A 16,232-nucleotide genomic window follows, 5' to 3' on the forward strand; every position below is an offset into this window, starting at 1 on the left:
GCTTCCGCTCCGCTCAGTCCTCGTTCAGCGCATCCAGCGCCAGCAGCACGTTCGCCGCCGTCCAGGCCAGCGGCGCGACCGCGGCGGGTCGCCCGTCGAAGAGCACCTTCTCGGGCAGCGATCCGGCCTCGGTGCGGTGCTGGGCGAGCCAGAGCAGGAGCTCCACGGCCTCCGTCGTCCGCCCGGAGCGGGCGAGGGCGAGGGCGAGCAGGCTGGTCGACGGCGTCCAGCTGATCCCGTCGGCCTTCCAGGACGCGCCGGGGGCGATCCCTCCGGCCGGACGGGCGAGCTCCTGGCGCAGGGAGAGCAGCTGATCGGCCGAGGCGATTCCGTGGCAGCCGGTGGCGTCCAGGAACGCCAGGGCCGAGTCGGCGCCGCCGCCGCGCCGGTGGCGCTGATAGCCGTGCGCCCCGAAGGTCTCCGTCAGCAGGGACCTGAACGCCTCGGCGGCGCGACGGGCGCGATCTCCGCCGGTCAGCTCCGCCCCCGCCCGCAGCCCCGCGAGCGTGGTCGCCATGATCCCGAGCGTCACGGAGCGCTCATGGACCTCCCAGTAATCGGGGGAGACCGGCGGCATCACCGTGCCGTCCCCGGTCGAGGCCAGCAGCACCTGCTGGGAGGTGCTGATCAGCCCGGCCAAGCGGCCTCTGACCGCTGCGCGCCGCTCCCGGGGCGCGGTGGCCACCACCTCGGCGGCGGCCCAGAGCACCAGACCGGTCCCGTCGAACTGGCGGGCGCGGTCATCGGGCGCCCGATCCGTCCCGGGGACGTAGCGGGCCTCGTACCAGCCGTCGCCCGCCTGCAGGGACTCGAGATGCGTCAGGACGTCCAGGGCTCGGTCCGGGTGCCCGATGCGGGCGAGGGCCACCGCGGCGAAGGCCGCGTCGCGCGGCCAGATGAAGCGCCAGTTGCGACTCCAGCCCGCGACCGGGGCGGGCAGGTCGTCGGTGAGCACCCACAGGTCGGCCAGCGCCGAGGAGGCGAGCTCGCGCAGCGCGGGGCGGGAGGAGAGAGCCCCGGAGCCCTCGGCGAGAGCGTCCGTCCACCGGGCGGTGCCGGCCAGGAATTCCGCAGCGCGTCCACGGACCGCCGCCGTGTCGGGAACTGCGCTCAGCAGCCGGGTCCCGGGATCCAGGGAGTCCGTGCCGGTCCCGGTCCCGTCGGCCTCGATCAGCTGTCGGGTCTCGGAGGCGTCGTAGGCCACCGTGGCCGAGAACAGGGGGACGACGGTGCGGGGATCGACCGGGGGCGAGAACCGCCGGCGGAGCGTATAGGCCCCGGTCCCGGCCGCGCCGAGGACGGCCAGCGTCCCGGCGCCGCGCAGCACGCGCCGGCGGGACGGGGACGCGGGCACGGCATCGCCCTCCTCCGTCCCCGTCGAGACCTCCGGGACGGAGGAGCACGGCGACTGCTGATGTCCTGGCCGGTGCATCCCTCCAGGGTACTGCGGGACCGGTGACGCGCCCGGGGCGGGTGGGGGCCGGTCAGTCGTTCTCGGCGACCGCCCCGGCGGCAGCGGCCAGCTCGCTGATCCGCCGCGCCATCGCGAGGTCCCGCTGCGTGATCCCGCCGACGTCATGGCTGGTCAGGGTGACGCCCACGGAGCCATAGGCGAGGGTCAGGTCGGGGTGATGATTCGCCTCCTCGGCGGCTGCCCCGATCTGGTCCACCAGGACCAGCGCGGAGGCGAAATCCTTCGTGCGGTACCGGGCCGCGAGCACCGGGGTCGGCGGGGCGAAGTCGGCGAGGTCGGCGGCGGCGATCTCGGCAGGGGTGAGGACGGTGGTGTTCTCGCTCATGCCGCCACCCTGCCACCGGGGCGCGGCGGGCGGAAGGGCACGCACCGGTCGGTTCGCCGATAGGATCCTCCCCAGACTCCTGCCCACGATGAGAGGCCGCCCCGCCATGATCCGTATGTCGTCGTCGTTCGTCCGCACCCTGCGGGAGGACCCGGCCGACGCCGAGGTCGCCAGCCACCGGCTGCTCGTGCGCGCCGGCTACATCCGCCGCAGCGCCCCGGGGGTCTACACCTGGCTGCCGCTCGGACTGAAGGTGCTGCGCAAGGTCGAACAGATCGTGCGCGAGGAGCAGGACCGCATCGGTGGCCAGGAGCTGGTCTTCTCCGCGCTGCAGCCGCGCGAGCCCTATGAGGCGACCGGACGCTGGCAGGAGTACGGCCCCACGCTGTTCCGGCTGCAGGACCGCCGGGAGGGCGATTATCTCCTCGCTCCCACCCACGAGGAGATGTTCACCCTGACGGTGAAGGACCTCTTCAACTCCTACAAGGATCTGCCGACGATGCTGTATCAGATCCAGACCAAGTTCCGCGACGAGGCGCGGCCCCGGGCGGGCCTGCTGCGCACGCGGGAGTTCATCATGAAGGACGCCTACTCCTTCGATGTGGACGACGCCGGGCTGGACGTCTCCTACGAGAACCAGCGCGGCGCCTACCAGCGCACCTTCGACCGGCTCGGACTGCCCACCGTGATCTGCCGGGCCGACGCCGGGGCGATGGGCGGATCCCGCTCCGAGGAGTTCCTCCACCCCACCCCCGTCGGCGAGGACACCTTCGTGGTCTCCGACGGCGGCTACGCCGCGAACGTCGAGGCCGTCACCACCATCGGCCCCGCGCCGCTGGACGCCGCGGCGATGGCCGCGCTGCCGCCCGCCCGGGACGTCACCACGCCCGGCACCGGCACCATCGCGAGCCTCGTGGACCACCTCAACATCCACGAGCCGCGCGAGGACGGCCGGGACTGGCAGCGGACCGACACCCTCAAGGCGCTGGTGTACATGCTCCACCACCCCGACGGCTCGACCCAGCCGCTGCTGGTGATGATCCCGGGAGATCGCGACGCCGATCCCAAGCGGCTCGAGGCCGCCCTCGCCCCGGCCGTCGCCGTGCCGTTCACGGAGGAGGACTTCGCGGCGCACCCCGCGCTCACCAAGGGGTTCATCGGTCCGGTCGGGCTGGGCGAGGACTCCGCCTCGGGGGTCAAGGTGCTGATCGATCCGCGGGCGGCCGACGGGACCCGCTGGGTCGTCGGCGGTCTGGCGCCGGACGTGCACACGATCGATGTGGTGCCCGGGCGGGACTTCACCCCGGACGGGTACCTCGAGGCCGCCGAGGTGCGCGAGGGCGATCCCGCCCCTGACGGCTCCGGCCCCCTGCATCTGACCCGCGGCATGGAGATGGGGCACATCTTCCAGCTCGGCCGGAAGTACGCCGCGGCGCTGGACCTGCGGGTGCTCGACGTCAACGGCAAGTCCGTCGTGGTGACCATGGGGTCCTACGGGATCGGGGTCACCCGCGCGGTGGCCGCGATCGCCGAGCTGAACCATGACGACAAGGGCCTGGTGTGGCCCCGCCGGATCGCCCCGGCCGACGTGCACATCATGGCCACCGGCAAGGGCCAGGAGGTGTACGACGAGGCAGAGCGGATCGCCTCCGAGCTCCAGGCCCGGGGCCTCGAGGTGCTCTACGACGACCGTCCGAAGGTCTCCCCGGGCGTGAAGTTCACCGATGCCGAGCTGCTCGGCGTGCCCACCTCCGTAGTGGTCGGCAAGGGACTGACGACCGGTGTCGTCGAGGTCCGCGACCGTGCGAGCGGAGCGATCGACGAGGTCCCGCCCCAGGAAGCGGTCGAGGTCGTGCTCACGGCGGTCCGCGCCGGCTGACCCCGGCGCGCTCAGTCCCCGTCGCCGGGCGGCGGGTCCTCGACCTCCAGGCTCGGCAGCGGCCGCATCTGCTCGGCGCGGCCCACCAGCGTCTCCGCCTCCTGCATCGCGGCGACGATGGACAGGGGGCGGCGGGCGAACGGCGCCGCCCCGACCAGGGCGACGTGGTCGACCAGCAGGGAGCGGGCCAGCTGCGCAGGCAGACGAGAGGCGGACCCCTCCTCGAGTGCGCCGTCCGGCAGCGCGTAGACCGCCTGCCGCGGCACCACGGGGGCGCCGTCCTCCTCGGCGAACGTCGCGAGGGTCTCTGCCCGCTGCCGGTGCCGGTCACGGAGGACGAGGTGCCCCTCGCGCGCGTCACCGCCGGTGCGCGCGGCCAGCACCTCGTGGACATATCCGGTGTACCACTCCGTCTGCTGCGCCTGCTCGAGCGTGGAGTGGTAGTCCGTCTCCGCCCCGACCGACGGAGGATCCGTCGCGGGCACCTCGCGGCGCGGCCGGATCTCCTCGCTCGTGCGCAGGTCGCGCACCTCGCCGGCGTGCGCGGCCTGGTGCAGGACGTGCACGCTCCAGGCGGTGCGGGCGGCGATCGCGACCACCGGTCGGGCGAGGGATCCGGAGACCTGGCGGGCGGCGTCGGCCGCGGTCTCCCGCAGCTGCCCGAGCACGGCGACCAGTCCCGCCGCGTCCTCGGGCGCGTCCGGGGGCGGCGGGGAGGTGGGCATCGCGGGATCCGACGCCGCCTCCTGCTCCCGCTCGTACTGCGCTCCGGTCAGCAGCGCTGTGCGCTGGACGGGCAGGGTCTCGGCGAGATCCGCGAGCGCCGCCGTCAGGGCGGAGGATGCCGCGTCCCCGGCATCCGCCTCCTGAGCCACCCTGCCCCGCCCGGCCTCGGCCCGGGCGAGCAGCGTCAGCAGGTCCGAGCGGTAGAGATCGTCGATCCCCGGGGGAGGGGGCGTGTACGGCGCGGGTCCGCCCAGGCGGATCGGGCCGCAGCCGGTCAGCGCGGCGGGCAGCGCGAGCACGCCGATCGTGCCCACGGTCAGCAGACGGCGTCGGCTGACCAGGCGGGCCGGGAAGGACGGGCGAGCGGGACGGTGCACAGGAGGATTCTCGCATCGGGACCCCCCGAGGAGGCACCTGCGGCCCGGGGCCACTATCCTGGGGGCACACCGCCGGGGCATCGCCCCCGGTGAGCACAAGCATTCATAGGCAGGAGGAGGTGAGCGAGCGATGAGCGATCCTGACGATCATCCGGCACACACCGCCCTGCGGGACGCGGCGAGCGAGATCCTGACCCCCCATGGCCTCGTGCTCGAGGAGATCGTGGTGGCGGGTCCCCGCACGCGCCCGGAGGTGCGACTGGTCGTGGACCTGCCCGAGGACAGCCTGGGCAGCGCCGATCTCGACACCGTCACCACCGCCTCGCGGGAGCTGAGCGCACGGATCGACGCGGATGACTCCCTGCTGGGACCGGACCCCGTCGTCCTCGAGATCACCACCCCCGGGGTGGAGCGCGAGCTCACCGCCGCCCGGCACTTCCGCCGCTCCCGGGGCCGGTTGCTGGACCTGACCGTCGCCGACGACACCCGGTACCGGGCCCGCCTGCTCGGTCTCACCGCCGGTGACGTGCTCCTGCTGCGCCAGGAGCCCGGGCGCGACGACCGCGGCCGCCCCCGCCGTCGGCCGGCGGGCACCCCCGAGAGACTCGAGATCCCGCGGGCCGATATCGTCTCCGCCCGGGTGGAGATCGAGTTCGACCCGCCCGCCGACCTCGCGCAGCTGATCGCTGACGCCGAGAGCACCGCATCGGACCCCACTGCCACGACGAAGGAGAGCTGAGATGGACATCGACATGGGTGCCCTGCGGGCCCTCGAGCGCGAGCGCGACATCCGCCTGCCCGTCCTGCTGGACGCCATCCGCTCGGCTCTGCACGCCGCCTACCTGCACACCGACCATCCGGTGCGGGACTCCGAGGTGATCATCGACGAGTCCACCGGCGAGGTCGCGGTCATCGCCCGGGAGCGCGACGGGGACGGCACCGTCCTCGAGCAGTGGGACGACACCCCCGAGAACTTCGGGCGGGTGGCGGCCTCCACGGCGCGGCAGGTGATCTTCCAGCGCATCCGCGACCTCGAGGACGACGCGGTGCTCGGCGAGTACGCCGACCGGGCCGACGACATCGTCTCGGGGATCATCCAGCAGGGCCGCGATCCGCGCATGGTGATGGTGGACCTCGGGGAGGTCGAGGCCGTCCTGCCGCCGCACGAACGGGTGCCGGGAGAGGACTACTCGCACGGACGACGGCTGCGTGCCTACGTCACCGAGGCACGCCGCGGCCCCAAGGGTCCGCAGATCACGCTCTCGCGCTCCCACCCGAATCTGGTGCGCCGCCTGTTCGCCCTCGAGGTCCCGGAGGTCGCCGACGGCACCGTCGAGATCACGGGTCTGGCCCGCGAGGCCGGCCACCGCACCAAGATGGCGGTGCACGCGACCGTGCCCGGCGTCAACGCCAAGGGAGCGTGCATCGGCCCGATGGGCGCGCGCGTCCGCGCCGTGATGAACGAGCTGGCGGGGGAGAAGATCGACATCGTCGACCACGACGAGGACCCCGCGACCTTCGTCGCCAATGCCCTCTCGCCCTCGAAGGTGTCCAGCGTGACCGTGATCGACGAGGTGGGCAGAGCAGTGCGCGCGATCGTCCCCGAGGCGCAGTTCTCGCTCGCGATCGGCAAGGACGGGCAGAACGCCCGCCTCGCCGCGAAGCTCACCGGCTGGAAGATCGACATCCGCCCCGAGGGGGACCCCGACGCCGGCACGGTGGTCGACGGGACGCAGGCGAACTCATAGATCAGGTGGGCAGGGAGACCTGAGGTGTGGCTCACGCCTCCCGCAGCAGCGAGCCTCGCGGCGTGTCCGCTACACTGGGGAGGCTGTTCGTCGAGGCGCTCCGCAGACCGTCCGCGGTCCTGTGTCCGCCCCGACGAAAGCGTTCGGAACGGAGGTGGAGCTGTGGTCACCCGCTCCTCGGCCTCCCGCCCCGAACGCACGTGCGTCGGGTGCCGTCAGGTGTCCCCGCGCGATCAGCTGGTGCGTCTGGTCCGGGAGTCCGCTCCCGACGGCGCCGCCCCGCGGGTCCGTCCCGATCCCACCGGATCGGCCGTCGGCCGCGGCGCGTGGCTCCACCCCGACACGTCATGTCTCGACCTCGCCCTGCGGCGGGGCGGTTTCGCCCGGTCCTTCCGCGGCGCGGTCGACACCGGGCTCCTGGCCCGGGACCTCGAGAATCCCGATTTCACCCGAACGTGGAACAGGTAGAAGAACCATGGACATCCGATGAGTACTCACCCATGAGCACCCTCAGGAATTGATGGTCCGCGCCCTCTTGTCGGCCGGACCGAGACAGGAGAAATGTGGCTAAGGTCCGCGTCCACGAGCTCGCCAAGGAGCTCGGACACCCCAGCAAGGCCGTTCTGCAGAAGCTGCAGGACATGGGCGAATTCGTGCGCTCCGCCTCCTCGACCATCGAGGCGCCCGTCGCCCGCCGTCTGCGTGAGGAGCTCCCCGCCAAGAGCGGGGACGACGCCTCCGCCCAGAGCACCTCCGGCACGAGCGGGTCGACCAAGCCCGCCCCGGCCGGCAGGCCCGGCGGCTCCCCCAAGCCCGGCAGCGCGCCGAAGCCGGGAGCGAAGCCCGCCCCGGCCGCGGCTCCGGCCGAGGAGAAGCCCGCCGCCCCCGCCCCGGCCGCCGAGGAGCCGGCCGCCGGGACATCCGAGAAGCCGGCCGCCGAGGCGCCGGAGCAGTCGGAGACCCCGCAGGCCCCGGCCGAGTCCGCCCCGGCGACCGAGGAGCCCGGTTCCGGCGCTCCGAAGCCCGGCGGCGAGCGCCCGACCGCACCGAAGCCCGGCGGTGAGCGCCCCGCAGCCCCGAAGCCCGGCGGCGCACGCCCGGGCAACAACCCCTTCGCCAGCGCGCAGGGCATGCCCCGTCCCGGTGCCCGCAAGCAGGGCCAGGACGGCGGACGCCCGCCGCGCGAGGGCGGTCCGCGCCCCGGCGGCCCCCGTCCGGGCAACAATCCCTTCGCCAGTGCGCAGGGCATGCCCCGTCCCGGTGCCCGCAAGCCGGGCCAGGGCGGCGACCAGTCCGGATCCGGCCGACCGCCCCGCGAGGGCTCCGGCTCCGGCTCCGGCGGTCCCCGCCCCGGGATGCCGACCCCCGGCATCATGCGACAGCACTCGCACGGCGGTCTCGCCGATGCCCGCCCCAGCGGCGGCCCCGGCGGCGGTCGCGGTCGCGGCGGGCGTCCCGGCCCCAGCGGGGGCGGTCCGGGCGGCCCCGGTCGTCCCGGCGGCGGTCCCCGCGGTCGCGGCGGACGCGGCAGCACGCAGGGAGCCTTCGGGCGGGGCGGCAAGCCCGCCCGCTCGCGCAAGTCGAAGCGCGCCAAGCGTCAGGAGTTCGAGCAGCAGCATCAGGCGCCCGCGCCCGGTGGCGTCTCGATCCCCCGCGGTGACGGCAGCACCCCGATCCGCCTGCGCCGCGGCGCCTCGCTGACCGATTTCGCCGACCGCATCGACGTCAACCCGGCCTCGCTGATCACCGTGCTGTTCGCGATGGGCGAGATGGCCACGGCCACGCAGTCGCTGGACGAGGAGACCTTCGACCTGCTCGGCACCGAGCTGGGCTACAAGATCGAGATCGTCTCCCCGGAGGACGAGGAGCGCGAGCTGCTGGAGCAGTTCGACATCGATCTGGATGCCGAGCTCGCCGAGGAGAACGAGGAGGACCGTGCTCCGCGCCCGCCCGTCGTGACCGTCATGGGCCATGTCGACCACGGCAAGACCCGCCTGCTGGACACGATCCGGAAGGAGACGGTCGGCGCCGGCGAGGCCGGCGGCATCACGCAGCACATCGGTGCCTATCAGGTGCCGGTGGAGCACGAGGGCCAGGAGCGCTCGCTGACGTTCATCGACACCCCGGGCCATGAGGCGTTCACCGCCATGCGTGCCCGTGGTGCGGACGTCACCGACATCGCGATCCTCGTGGTCGCCGCCGATGACGGCGTCATGCCGCAGACCATCGAGGCGCTCAACCACGTCCAGGCGGCGAACGTGCCGATCGTGGTCGCGGTCAACAAGATCGACAAGCCCGATGCGAATCCGCAGAAGATCCGCCAGCAGCTGACCGAGTACAACCTGATCGCCGAGGAGTACGGCGGCGACACCATGTTCGTCGACGTCTCCGCCCGGGAGAACCAGAACATCGAGGATCTGCTCGAGGCGGTCCTGCTGACCGCGGATGCCGCCCTCGAGCTCACCGCGAACGCCGACAAGGACGCCCGCGGTGTGGCCATCGAGGCGAACCTGGACCGCGGTCGCGGCCCGGTCGCCACGGTGCTGGTCCAGCAGGGCACGCTGCACGTCGGCGATGCCATCGTGTGCGGCGTCGGCCACGGCCGCGTCCGCGCGATGCTCGACGAGAACGGCGACACCGTCTCCGAGGCGGGTCCCTCCCGTCCGGTGCAGGTGCTCGGCCTGACCTCGGTCCCCGGCGCCGGTGACTCGTTCCTGGTCGCCCAGGACGAGCGCACGGCCCGACAGATCGCCGAGAAGCGCGAGGCCGCCAAGCGTGCCGCGTCGCTGTCCAAGGCCCGCAAGCGCATCAGCCTCGAGGACATCACCAAGTCGATGGCCGAGGGCAAGGTCGAGACCCTCAACCTCATCCTCAAGGGCGACGCCGCCGGTGCGGTCGAAGCCCTGGAGGAGTCGCTGCTGGGCATCGACGTCGGCGAAGGCGTGGACCTGCGCATCATCGACCGCGGCGTCGGCGCGATCACGATGAACAACATCAACCTCGCCGTCGCCTCGGACGCGATCATCGTCGGCTACAACGTGCGGGCCGAGGGCCCGAACGCGCAGTACGCCGACCGCGAGGGCGTGGAGATCAAGTACTACAGCGTGATCTACAACGCCATCGATGAGATCGAGCAGGCCCTGAAGGGCATGCTCAAGCCGGAGTACGAGGAGGTCGAGCTGGGCTCGGCGGAGATCCGCGAGATCTTCCGCTCCTCGAAGTTCGGCAACATCGCCGGCTCGATCGTGCGCGGCGGTCTCATCAAGCGCGGTGGCAAGGCCCGCATCACACGCAACGGCGTGGTGATCACGGAGAACCTCGAGATCGCCGGGCTGCGTCGTTACAAGGACGACGTGACCGAGGTCCGCGAGGGCTTCGAGTGCGGTGTCAACCTGGGGTCCTTCAACGACCTGCAGATCGGTGACACCATCACGACGTACGAGATGCAGGAGAAGCCCCGCAGCTGATCCGATGACGGGTCGGGCGACCTCGCTCGCCCGACCCGTCGACGCGGGGGAGGAGCGACGCATGGAGACGACGTCCCTCCTCCTCCGCGCCCCCTCGGCCAACCGGGTCTACACGGCGGCGGCCGGGCCGCTCGCCCGGGCCGAGGCACGCTGGGTCCTCGGCGCCCATCTCGGCACCGCCCCGGAGGCGCGCGAGCGCCGTATCGGCGGGATGGACGCCCTGGAGATCCATGCGTCCGAGCTCGCCTCCGACGAGGGCGCTCGCCTGCTGGGCTCGCTCTCGGCGACGCTCGGGGTGCTCGACCTCGTCGAGGACGATCCCGAGACCCCTGTGCTGCGTCCGCGCAACCCGCCGGACCTGTTCCGCCATCCGGCCGACCTGGAGACCATCCTCAAATATCCGGGCAAGACCAATGAGCAGTTCACCGCGCTGCTGGTGAACCTCGCCGCCGCGCTGAGCACGCGGCGGTCCGGCCTGTTCGACGGCTCGCTGTCCCTGCTCGATCCCCTGTGCGGACGAGGCACCACCTTGAACCGGGCGCTGCGGCTCGGCCTCAGCCCGCTGGGTGCGGACCTCGACCGCACCGACCACGAGGCCTATCGGGCCTTCCTGTCCACCTGGCTGCGCGACCACCGCTACAAGCACACCGTCTCCGCCACGGCGCTCACCGTGCACGGCGAGCGTCTCGGTCCCCGCCTGGACGTGGAGCTCGCCGCCGACAAGCAGACCCTGCGCGCGGGGCGCGGTCAATCCCTGACCATGCTCTGCTGCGACACCACCCGCCTCGGGGAGCTGCTGCCGGCCCGCTCCGTCGACGCCCTGGTGGCAGATCTACCCTACGGCGTCCAGCACGGCGCCCGCGCCGACGGCGCCTGGCAGCGATCTGCGCGCGAGGTGCTGCGCTCCGCCGCCGACGGGTGGCGTCGCCTGCTGCGCGACGGGGGCGGCCTCGCCCTCGCCGTCAACCGCCGCACCCTCGACCACGAGGCCGCCGACGAGGTGCTCGCCGCCGCCGGCTTCCGGATCCTCAGCCGCGACGGCGCCTTCCGCCACCGCGTGGACCGCTCCATCGACCGCGACGTCCTGCTCGCGGTCCCCACCGACCACCCCCAGCTCGAGCAGCTCTCAGCTCTCGACGCCGACCAGGAGACTGACCGACCATGAATGACAACCCCCGCGCCCTCAAGCTCGCCGACCGCATCAAGGTCATCGTCGCGACCATGCTCGACACCCGGGTCAAGGACCCGCGGCTCGGGTTCGTGACCATCACCGATGTGCGCGTGACCGGCGACCTCCAGCACGCCACGATCTTCTACACCGTCTTCGGCACCGACGAGGAGCGGGAGGGCACCGCCGCCGCGCTCGTCAGCGCCACGGGGATGCTGCGCCGCGAGGTGGGCCGCCAGACCGGCGTCCGCCTCACCCCGACCCTCGAGTTCATCGCCGACGCCATCCCCGAGAACGCACGCGTCATCGAGGACCTCCTGAGCGAGGCGCGCGGCCGCGATGCCGAGCTCGCCCGCTCGAAGGAGGGTGCCGCCTACGCCGGGGAGGCCGACCCCTACCGCACCCCGCACGAGGAGCAGGACGACGACGGGACCGGCGACGTCGACCCTGCCGGGATCGACGGGCGCGGTCGCGAGGAGGCGTGAGCGCCCCGCACGGGATCCTGCTGGTCGACAAGGCACCGGACCGCACCAGCCACGACGTCGTCGCCCGGGTCCGCTGGCTGCTGGGGACCAAGAAGGTCGGGCACGCCGGCACCTTGGATCCGATGGCCACCGGACTGCTGATCCTCGGCATCGGGCAGGGCACCCGTCTGCTCACCCATCTGGTGGGCCTGGACAAGACCTACGAGGCCACGATCCGCCTGGGCCGCGCCACCACCACGGATGATCGGGAGGGCGAGGAGCTCGGCGAGGTCGTGGATGCGAGCGGGCTGGAGGACGCCGCGATCGCTGAGCGGCTCACCTCGCTGTGCGGTGACATCGAGCAGGTCCCGTCCACCGTCAGCGCCATCAAGGTCGACGGCCGTCGCGCCTACGCCCGGGCGCGGGCCGGTGAGGACGTCGAGCTCGCCGCACGCCCCGTGCGGATCTCCCGCTTCGAGCTCACCGCACGACGCACCGACGGCCCGTATCTCGACCTCGACGCCGTGATCACCTGCTCCTCGGGAACCTACGTGCGCGCCCTGGCCCGCGACCTCGGCGCCGCCCTCGGCGTGGGCGGACATCTCACGGCCCTGCGCCGCACCAGCATCGGTCCCTTCGCCGCAGCGGACGGAACGCCCGTCCCTGCCCGCGGCGAGGGCGACGACGTCGAGCTGCCGCTGCACGGACTGGGGGACAGCGCCGCCCGCGTGCTGGCGACCCTCGACGTCGACGAGCAGGGAGCCCGCGATCTCGCCGACGGCCGGCGCATCTCGCGCGGCGCAGAACCCTTGCCGGCCCCCGCGGGTCTGCGAACCGGCCCGCGCACCGGGAGCGAGGAGGGCGAGCTCGTCGCCGCCCTCGGCCCCGACGGGGTCCTGTGCGCCGTGCTCCGCCCCCGGGGCGAGCACTGGCAGCCCGTGCTGGTGGTCCCGGCCGACGCCCGCAGCTGACCCGCCCGCAGCGGAACCAACGACGGTGGTCCCGCCGCTCGCGGCCCCGTCGGCGGTGGTCCCACCACCCGCGGCCCCGTCGGCGGTGGTCCCACCACCCGCGGCCCCGTCGGCGGAGGATCCGCCCGGCGCGGAGCCGCCCTACGAGATCGGCGGCCCCTCCCGAGAATTCGGGAGGGGCCGCCGTCGCGGGCGGGGATCAGGCGCGAGAGATCAGGTGTGGACCTCGACGCGGGTGCCCATCGACGCCCAGTCGTACAGCCACTTGGCATCGGAGACCGGCAGGTTGATGCAGCCGTGCGAGCCCGAGTACCCGAAGGAGGAGCGCCACGGCGCGCCGTGGAAGCCGTAGCCGCGGTGGAAGTACTGCACCCAGGGCACGTCCTCGGTGAGGTAGTACTTCGGATGCCCCTCGGGGTAGTAGGCGGCGTTGGTCATGTCCTGCTGGTCGTAGCGCAGGTAGATCTCGTAGGAGCCGGTGGGCGTCTCATTGCCCTCCTTGCCGTCGACCATCGAGCGGGGTCCCCACACCGGGGTGTCGCCGACGTAGGCGGTGACGGTCTTGTTGGTCAGGTCGACGTCGATCCACTTCTCGCCGGTGGGCTCCGCGGCCTCCTCGGACTCCTCCTCGTCGGTGCCCTTCTCGTCCGTGGCCTTCTCCTCGGAGTCCTTCTTGTCGGAGTCCTTCTCGTCCTTCTTCTCGTCGTCCGTGGACGGCGCGTCGACCTCCTCGACCTCGGCCTCGACCGTCTTGGTCTCGAAGGCCGCCTCGAGGGGCGTGGTGCCGTTCAGCGCCGCGATCAGCTCGTCGGCGACCGCATCGGAGTTGGTGATCTTCAGGCCGTCCTGCTTCTCGGCGACGACCTTGACGACCTCGCCGTCCTCATCGACCTGCTCGATGCCGTCCTTGACCTCGACGGAGTCCTGGTCGGCCTGAGCGGCGACCCACTCGCGCACCGCATCCTCGTCGACGGAGACGGTCAGGGCCTTGCCGGAGTCGTCGGGGGCGACCGACAGCCAGCCGCTGCGGCGCTCCGGCGAGACGTCGTGGGTCGCGCCGTCGGCCCCTTCGATCGACATCGGCTGCTCGAGCAGGGAGGAGACGGCGCCGACCGTCTTCTCGGCCTCCGCGGTAGTGATCGCCGGGGCGATCTCCTCGATCGGCTGCTCGACGCTGAAGTCCTCCAGTGCGGGCGCCTTCTGCGTCACGGAGTCCACCAGGACCTGCGGGTCCACGCCCTGACCGTTGGTGCCGGGGACCGCCTTCCAGCTCTGGGCGTCCTCGTCGAAGGAGACCTTCGCGTCGACCGGCTCGGTCTTGTCCTCGGGGATGAGCCCGGAGGCGAAGTCCGCGACCGCGGCCTCATCGACGCTGACCACGGGATCGACCGAATTCTCGCCGGACCAGGTGGAGGAGACGATCTCCGAGAAGGACCCCTCGGTGTCGACGGCCGCCTGGGCGGTGGCCTCGGCATCCACGGTGACCCCGAGATCGGCGAGCGAGACCTCGTGCTCCTGGTCGCCGGCGGTGACCGTGACGGTCACGGACTTCCCCTGCTCGGCGACGAGCGCGGCGATCTGCTCCGGAGTCTTGCCGGCGACGTCCTGGCCGAGCACCGTGGTGCCGGGCAGAGCTTTGCCCTCGTACTGCTTGGCATAGGCGAGCGCGCCGGTCGTGAGGACGACGGCGAGGACGGCGATGACGGCGCCCAAGATGATCAGCGCACGTCGACGGCCGTGGCGGCCGGAGGGTCGGGACGGGCCGCCCGTCGCGGCCTGCTCGGTCACGTTCGTCATGAGACATCGATCCGATCTCAGCGGCTGTCGTGTCAGCCCCCGCATGAAACGCGGGAGGGCATAGGGGTCCCTCCCCGGCGCCGCCTTGCCCTTCAGGGTAACGGAGGGACGGGCAGGGCGACATGACCTCCGCACCGACCTTCGTCACAGCTCGGTCACGTCGCGATCCCCGAGCGGGAGCCCGCGGGCGTTACAGTGTTCCCCGGTGTTCGCCGCCGCATCGCGTGCGCGACCGCCGCGCCACCCGTGGGTGCCCCAGCGCACCCGGCCTGGAAGGACATGACCGCGCCGTGACCCGCACCCCCATCTGGCACTCCGTGCAGGACGTGCCCGCCGACTTCGGGGCGACGGCCGTCTCCATCGGCAACTACGACGGGATCCACCGCGGCCACCGCTTCGTCCTCGACCAGCTGCTGCGGCATGCCGAGGCGCGCTCGCTCACCCCGGTCGCCCTCACCTTCTGGCCCCATCCGCGTCATGTCATGCGCGGCGTCGCCGAGCCCCCGCTGATCACCGGGCACGCCGACCGCGACCGCCTCCTGCTGCTGGCCGGGGTCGGGGGAGTGCTCGATCTGGAGTACACCCTCGAGTTCGCCCAGCACTCCCCGGAGGACTTCGTGCGGACCTTCCTCGTCGAGGGCCTGCACGCCCGGTGCGTGGTCCTCGGGGAGGATGCGCTGTTCGGGCGGGGGAACGCGGGGGACATCGACACCATGCGCGAGCTCGGGCGGCGATACGGCTTCGAGGTCGTCACCGTCGCGGACCTCGGACCGGAGGGGGAGGGCACCGGACGCATCTCCTCCTCGCGGATCCGCGACAGCCTGCTCGCCGGTGACGTCGAGACCGCGGCGGAAGGTCTGGGGCGTCCGCACACCGTCACCGACATCGTCCACCACGGCCATCGGCGAGGTCGCGAGCTCGGCTTCCCGACCGCGAACCTGGGGCCGACGCCCGACGGGCTGATCCCCGCCGATGGCGTCTACGCCGGCCTGCTCACCGTCGTCGACCAGGCCCCAGCGCACAGCGGCACCTCGCCTCTGACCGGGGCGCCCGCGACCATCTCGATCGGGACGAACCCGACCTTCGAGACGGGCGGCGCTCCGCGACGGACCGTCGAGGCCTACGTCCACGATGATCACGACCTCGACCTCTACGGGGACCGGGTCCGGCTCGAGTTCGTGGCCTTCCAGCGCCCCACCCTCACCTTCGACTCGATCGATGCCCTGGTCGAGGAGATGCAACGTGATGTCGAGGTGACGCGCCGCACTCTCGAGGCGGTGCACTCCCGCCCGGCCATGACCGACTGATATCCTGCGCAGGCCGTGAAAATCGGCCGCGGAGAGTTCGTCCGCCCCTCCTCCTGCTCGCGTCCTGGACGCGAGTGAGCCGTGGACGGGGCGACGCTCGTCCAGAGAGCCCGGGGCAGCAGGCCCCGGCGCGCCGCGCAACGACCCCAGGAGAGCCATGGCCTTCGACACCGCCACCAAGCAGGAGATCATCAAGGAATACGCGACCGCCGAGGGCGACACCGGCTCGCCCGAGGTCCAGGCCGCGCTCCTGACCCACCGCATCAAGTACCTGACCGAGCACCTGAAGACCCACAAGCACGACCACCACACGCGTCGTGGTCTGATGCTCATGGTCGGTCAGCGCAAGCGCCTGCTGAAGTACCTGCAGGCTTCCGACATCACGCGGTACCGTGCGCTGATCCAGCGCCTCGGCATCCGCCGCTGACACCCGCCGCCGCTCGCCCTCAGGGCGGGCGGCGGTTGCGTCTGCCCGCCTCCCGGCGGGAGACCAGACCCCGCCCCGACCAGGTTCGGTCCTCGGCAGTGA

Annotated in this window: 14 protein-coding genes; 10 read left to right on the top strand and 4 right to left on the bottom strand. The window is 72.5% G+C overall.

Going from position 1 to position 16,232, the window contains the following annotated elements; all coding sequences use genetic code 11:
* Positions 1-13: 13 nt before the first annotated feature.
* Positions 14-1,354 carry a hypothetical protein gene (locus tag JOF44_RS18420; RefSeq protein ID WP_209894914.1) on the bottom strand — a complete coding sequence of 447 codons (1,341 nt, stop codon included), beginning with the start codon at positions 1,352-1,354 and terminating at the stop codon, positions 14-16.
* Between the two features lie 130 nt (positions 1,355-1,484).
* Positions 1,485-1,799, bottom strand: a complete 315-nt coding sequence (locus tag JOF44_RS18425; RefSeq protein ID WP_209894916.1) for a 4a-hydroxytetrahydrobiopterin dehydratase — start codon at positions 1,797-1,799, stop codon at positions 1,485-1,487.
* A 106-nt stretch (positions 1,800-1,905) separates the two neighbouring features.
* Between JOF44_RS18425 and JOF44_RS18430 the strand changes: the two genes are divergently transcribed.
* On the top strand, positions 1,906-3,678 hold the full coding sequence (locus JOF44_RS18430) for a proline--tRNA ligase (protein WP_209894918.1): 1,773 nt from the start codon (positions 1,906-1,908) through the stop codon (positions 3,676-3,678).
* An 11-nt stretch (positions 3,679-3,689) separates the two neighbouring features.
* Here the strand turns inward: JOF44_RS18430 and JOF44_RS18435 are convergent, their stop codons facing one another.
* Positions 3,690-4,781 (bottom strand): DUF4439 domain-containing protein, encoded by a 1,092-nt coding sequence (locus tag JOF44_RS18435; protein ID WP_342591842.1) that lies wholly within the window; start codon positions 4,779-4,781, stop codon positions 3,690-3,692.
* Positions 4,782-4,911: 130 nt separating this feature from the next.
* Between JOF44_RS18435 and JOF44_RS18440 the strand changes: the two genes are divergently transcribed.
* The 7 genes from JOF44_RS18440 (at position 4,912) to truB (ending at position 12,599) form a co-directional block, all read left to right on the top strand.
* Positions 4,912-5,520 carry a ribosome maturation factor RimP gene (locus JOF44_RS18440; RefSeq protein WP_209894922.1) on the top strand — a complete coding sequence of 203 codons (609 nt, stop codon included), beginning with the start codon at positions 4,912-4,914 and terminating at the stop codon, positions 5,518-5,520.
* A gap of 1 nt (position 5,521) precedes the next feature.
* Positions 5,522-6,529, top strand: coding sequence for a transcription termination factor NusA (gene nusA / locus JOF44_RS18445; RefSeq protein WP_209894924.1), 1,008 nt, complete (start codon positions 5,522-5,524; stop codon positions 6,527-6,529).
* 162 nt (positions 6,530-6,691) lie between these two features.
* Positions 6,692-6,997, top strand: a complete 306-nt coding sequence (locus tag JOF44_RS18450) for a YlxR family protein (RefSeq protein ID WP_209894926.1) — start codon at positions 6,692-6,694, stop codon at positions 6,995-6,997.
* Between the two features lie 95 nt (positions 6,998-7,092).
* Positions 7,093-9,996 carry a translation initiation factor IF-2 gene (infB, locus tag JOF44_RS18455; protein ID WP_209894928.1) on the top strand — a complete coding sequence of 968 codons (2,904 nt, stop codon included), beginning with the start codon at positions 7,093-7,095 and terminating at the stop codon, positions 9,994-9,996.
* A gap of 61 nt (positions 9,997-10,057) precedes the next feature.
* Positions 10,058-11,161 carry a TRM11 family SAM-dependent methyltransferase gene (locus tag JOF44_RS18460; protein ID WP_209894931.1) on the top strand — a complete coding sequence of 368 codons (1,104 nt, stop codon included), beginning with the start codon at positions 10,058-10,060 and terminating at the stop codon, positions 11,159-11,161.
* Complete coding sequence (rbfA, locus tag JOF44_RS18465) at positions 11,158-11,649, top strand: 30S ribosome-binding factor RbfA (protein ID WP_209894932.1); 492 nt, start codon at positions 11,158-11,160, stop codon at positions 11,647-11,649. The genes JOF44_RS18460 and rbfA overlap by 4 nt, the downstream gene beginning before the upstream one ends.
* Positions 11,646-12,599, top strand: a complete 954-nt coding sequence (gene truB, locus JOF44_RS18470) for a tRNA pseudouridine(55) synthase TruB (protein WP_342591843.1) — start codon at positions 11,646-11,648, stop codon at positions 12,597-12,599. The genes rbfA and truB overlap by 4 nt, the downstream gene beginning before the upstream one ends.
* Before the next feature lie 213 nt (positions 12,600-12,812).
* Here the strand turns inward: truB and JOF44_RS18475 are convergent, their stop codons facing one another.
* On the bottom strand, positions 12,813-14,396 hold the full coding sequence (locus JOF44_RS18475) for a L,D-transpeptidase family protein (protein WP_209894934.1): 1,584 nt from the start codon (positions 14,394-14,396) through the stop codon (positions 12,813-12,815).
* 290 nt (positions 14,397-14,686) lie between these two features.
* On the opposite strand from JOF44_RS18475, the gene JOF44_RS18480 reads away from it, so the two are divergent.
* Positions 14,687-15,703: a bifunctional riboflavin kinase/FAD synthetase gene (locus JOF44_RS18480; protein WP_209894936.1), complete on the top strand. Its 1,017-nt coding sequence runs from the start codon at positions 14,687-14,689 to the stop codon at positions 15,701-15,703.
* Positions 15,704-15,860: 157 nt separating this feature from the next.
* Entirely contained in the window at positions 15,861-16,130 is a 270-nt protein-coding gene (gene rpsO / locus JOF44_RS18485) for a 30S ribosomal protein S15 (RefSeq protein WP_209894938.1), read from the top strand.
* Positions 16,131-16,232: the final 102 nt, after the last annotated feature.

The sequence above is a fragment of the Brachybacterium fresconis genome, from assembly GCF_017876515.1.
Classification (GTDB): Bacteria; Actinomycetota; Actinomycetes; order Actinomycetales; family Dermabacteraceae; genus Brachybacterium; species Brachybacterium fresconis.

Coding starts and splice junctions, on each gene's coding strand:
- rpsO (WP_209894938.1), top strand. CDS start 15,861: ATGGCCTTCGACACCGCCACCAAGCAGGAGATCATCAAGGAATACGCG.
- rbfA (WP_209894932.1), top strand. CDS start 11,158: ATGAATGACAACCCCCGCGCCCTCAAGCTCGCCGACCGCATCAAGGTC.
- JOF44_RS18460 (WP_209894931.1), top strand. CDS start 10,058: ATGGAGACGACGTCCCTCCTCCTCCGCGCCCCCTCGGCCAACCGGGTC.
- JOF44_RS18440 (WP_209894922.1), top strand. CDS start 4,912: ATGAGCGATCCTGACGATCATCCGGCACACACCGCCCTGCGGGACGCG.
- JOF44_RS18425 (WP_209894916.1), bottom strand. CDS start 1,799: ATGAGCGAGAACACCACCGTCCTCACCCCTGCCGAGATCGCCGCCGCC.
- nusA (WP_209894924.1), top strand. CDS start 5,522: ATGGACATCGACATGGGTGCCCTGCGGGCCCTCGAGCGCGAGCGCGAC.
- JOF44_RS18430 (WP_209894918.1), top strand. CDS start 1,906: ATGATCCGTATGTCGTCGTCGTTCGTCCGCACCCTGCGGGAGGACCCG.
- JOF44_RS18475 (WP_209894934.1), bottom strand. CDS start 14,396: ATGACGAACGTGACCGAGCAGGCCGCGACGGGCGGCCCGTCCCGACCC.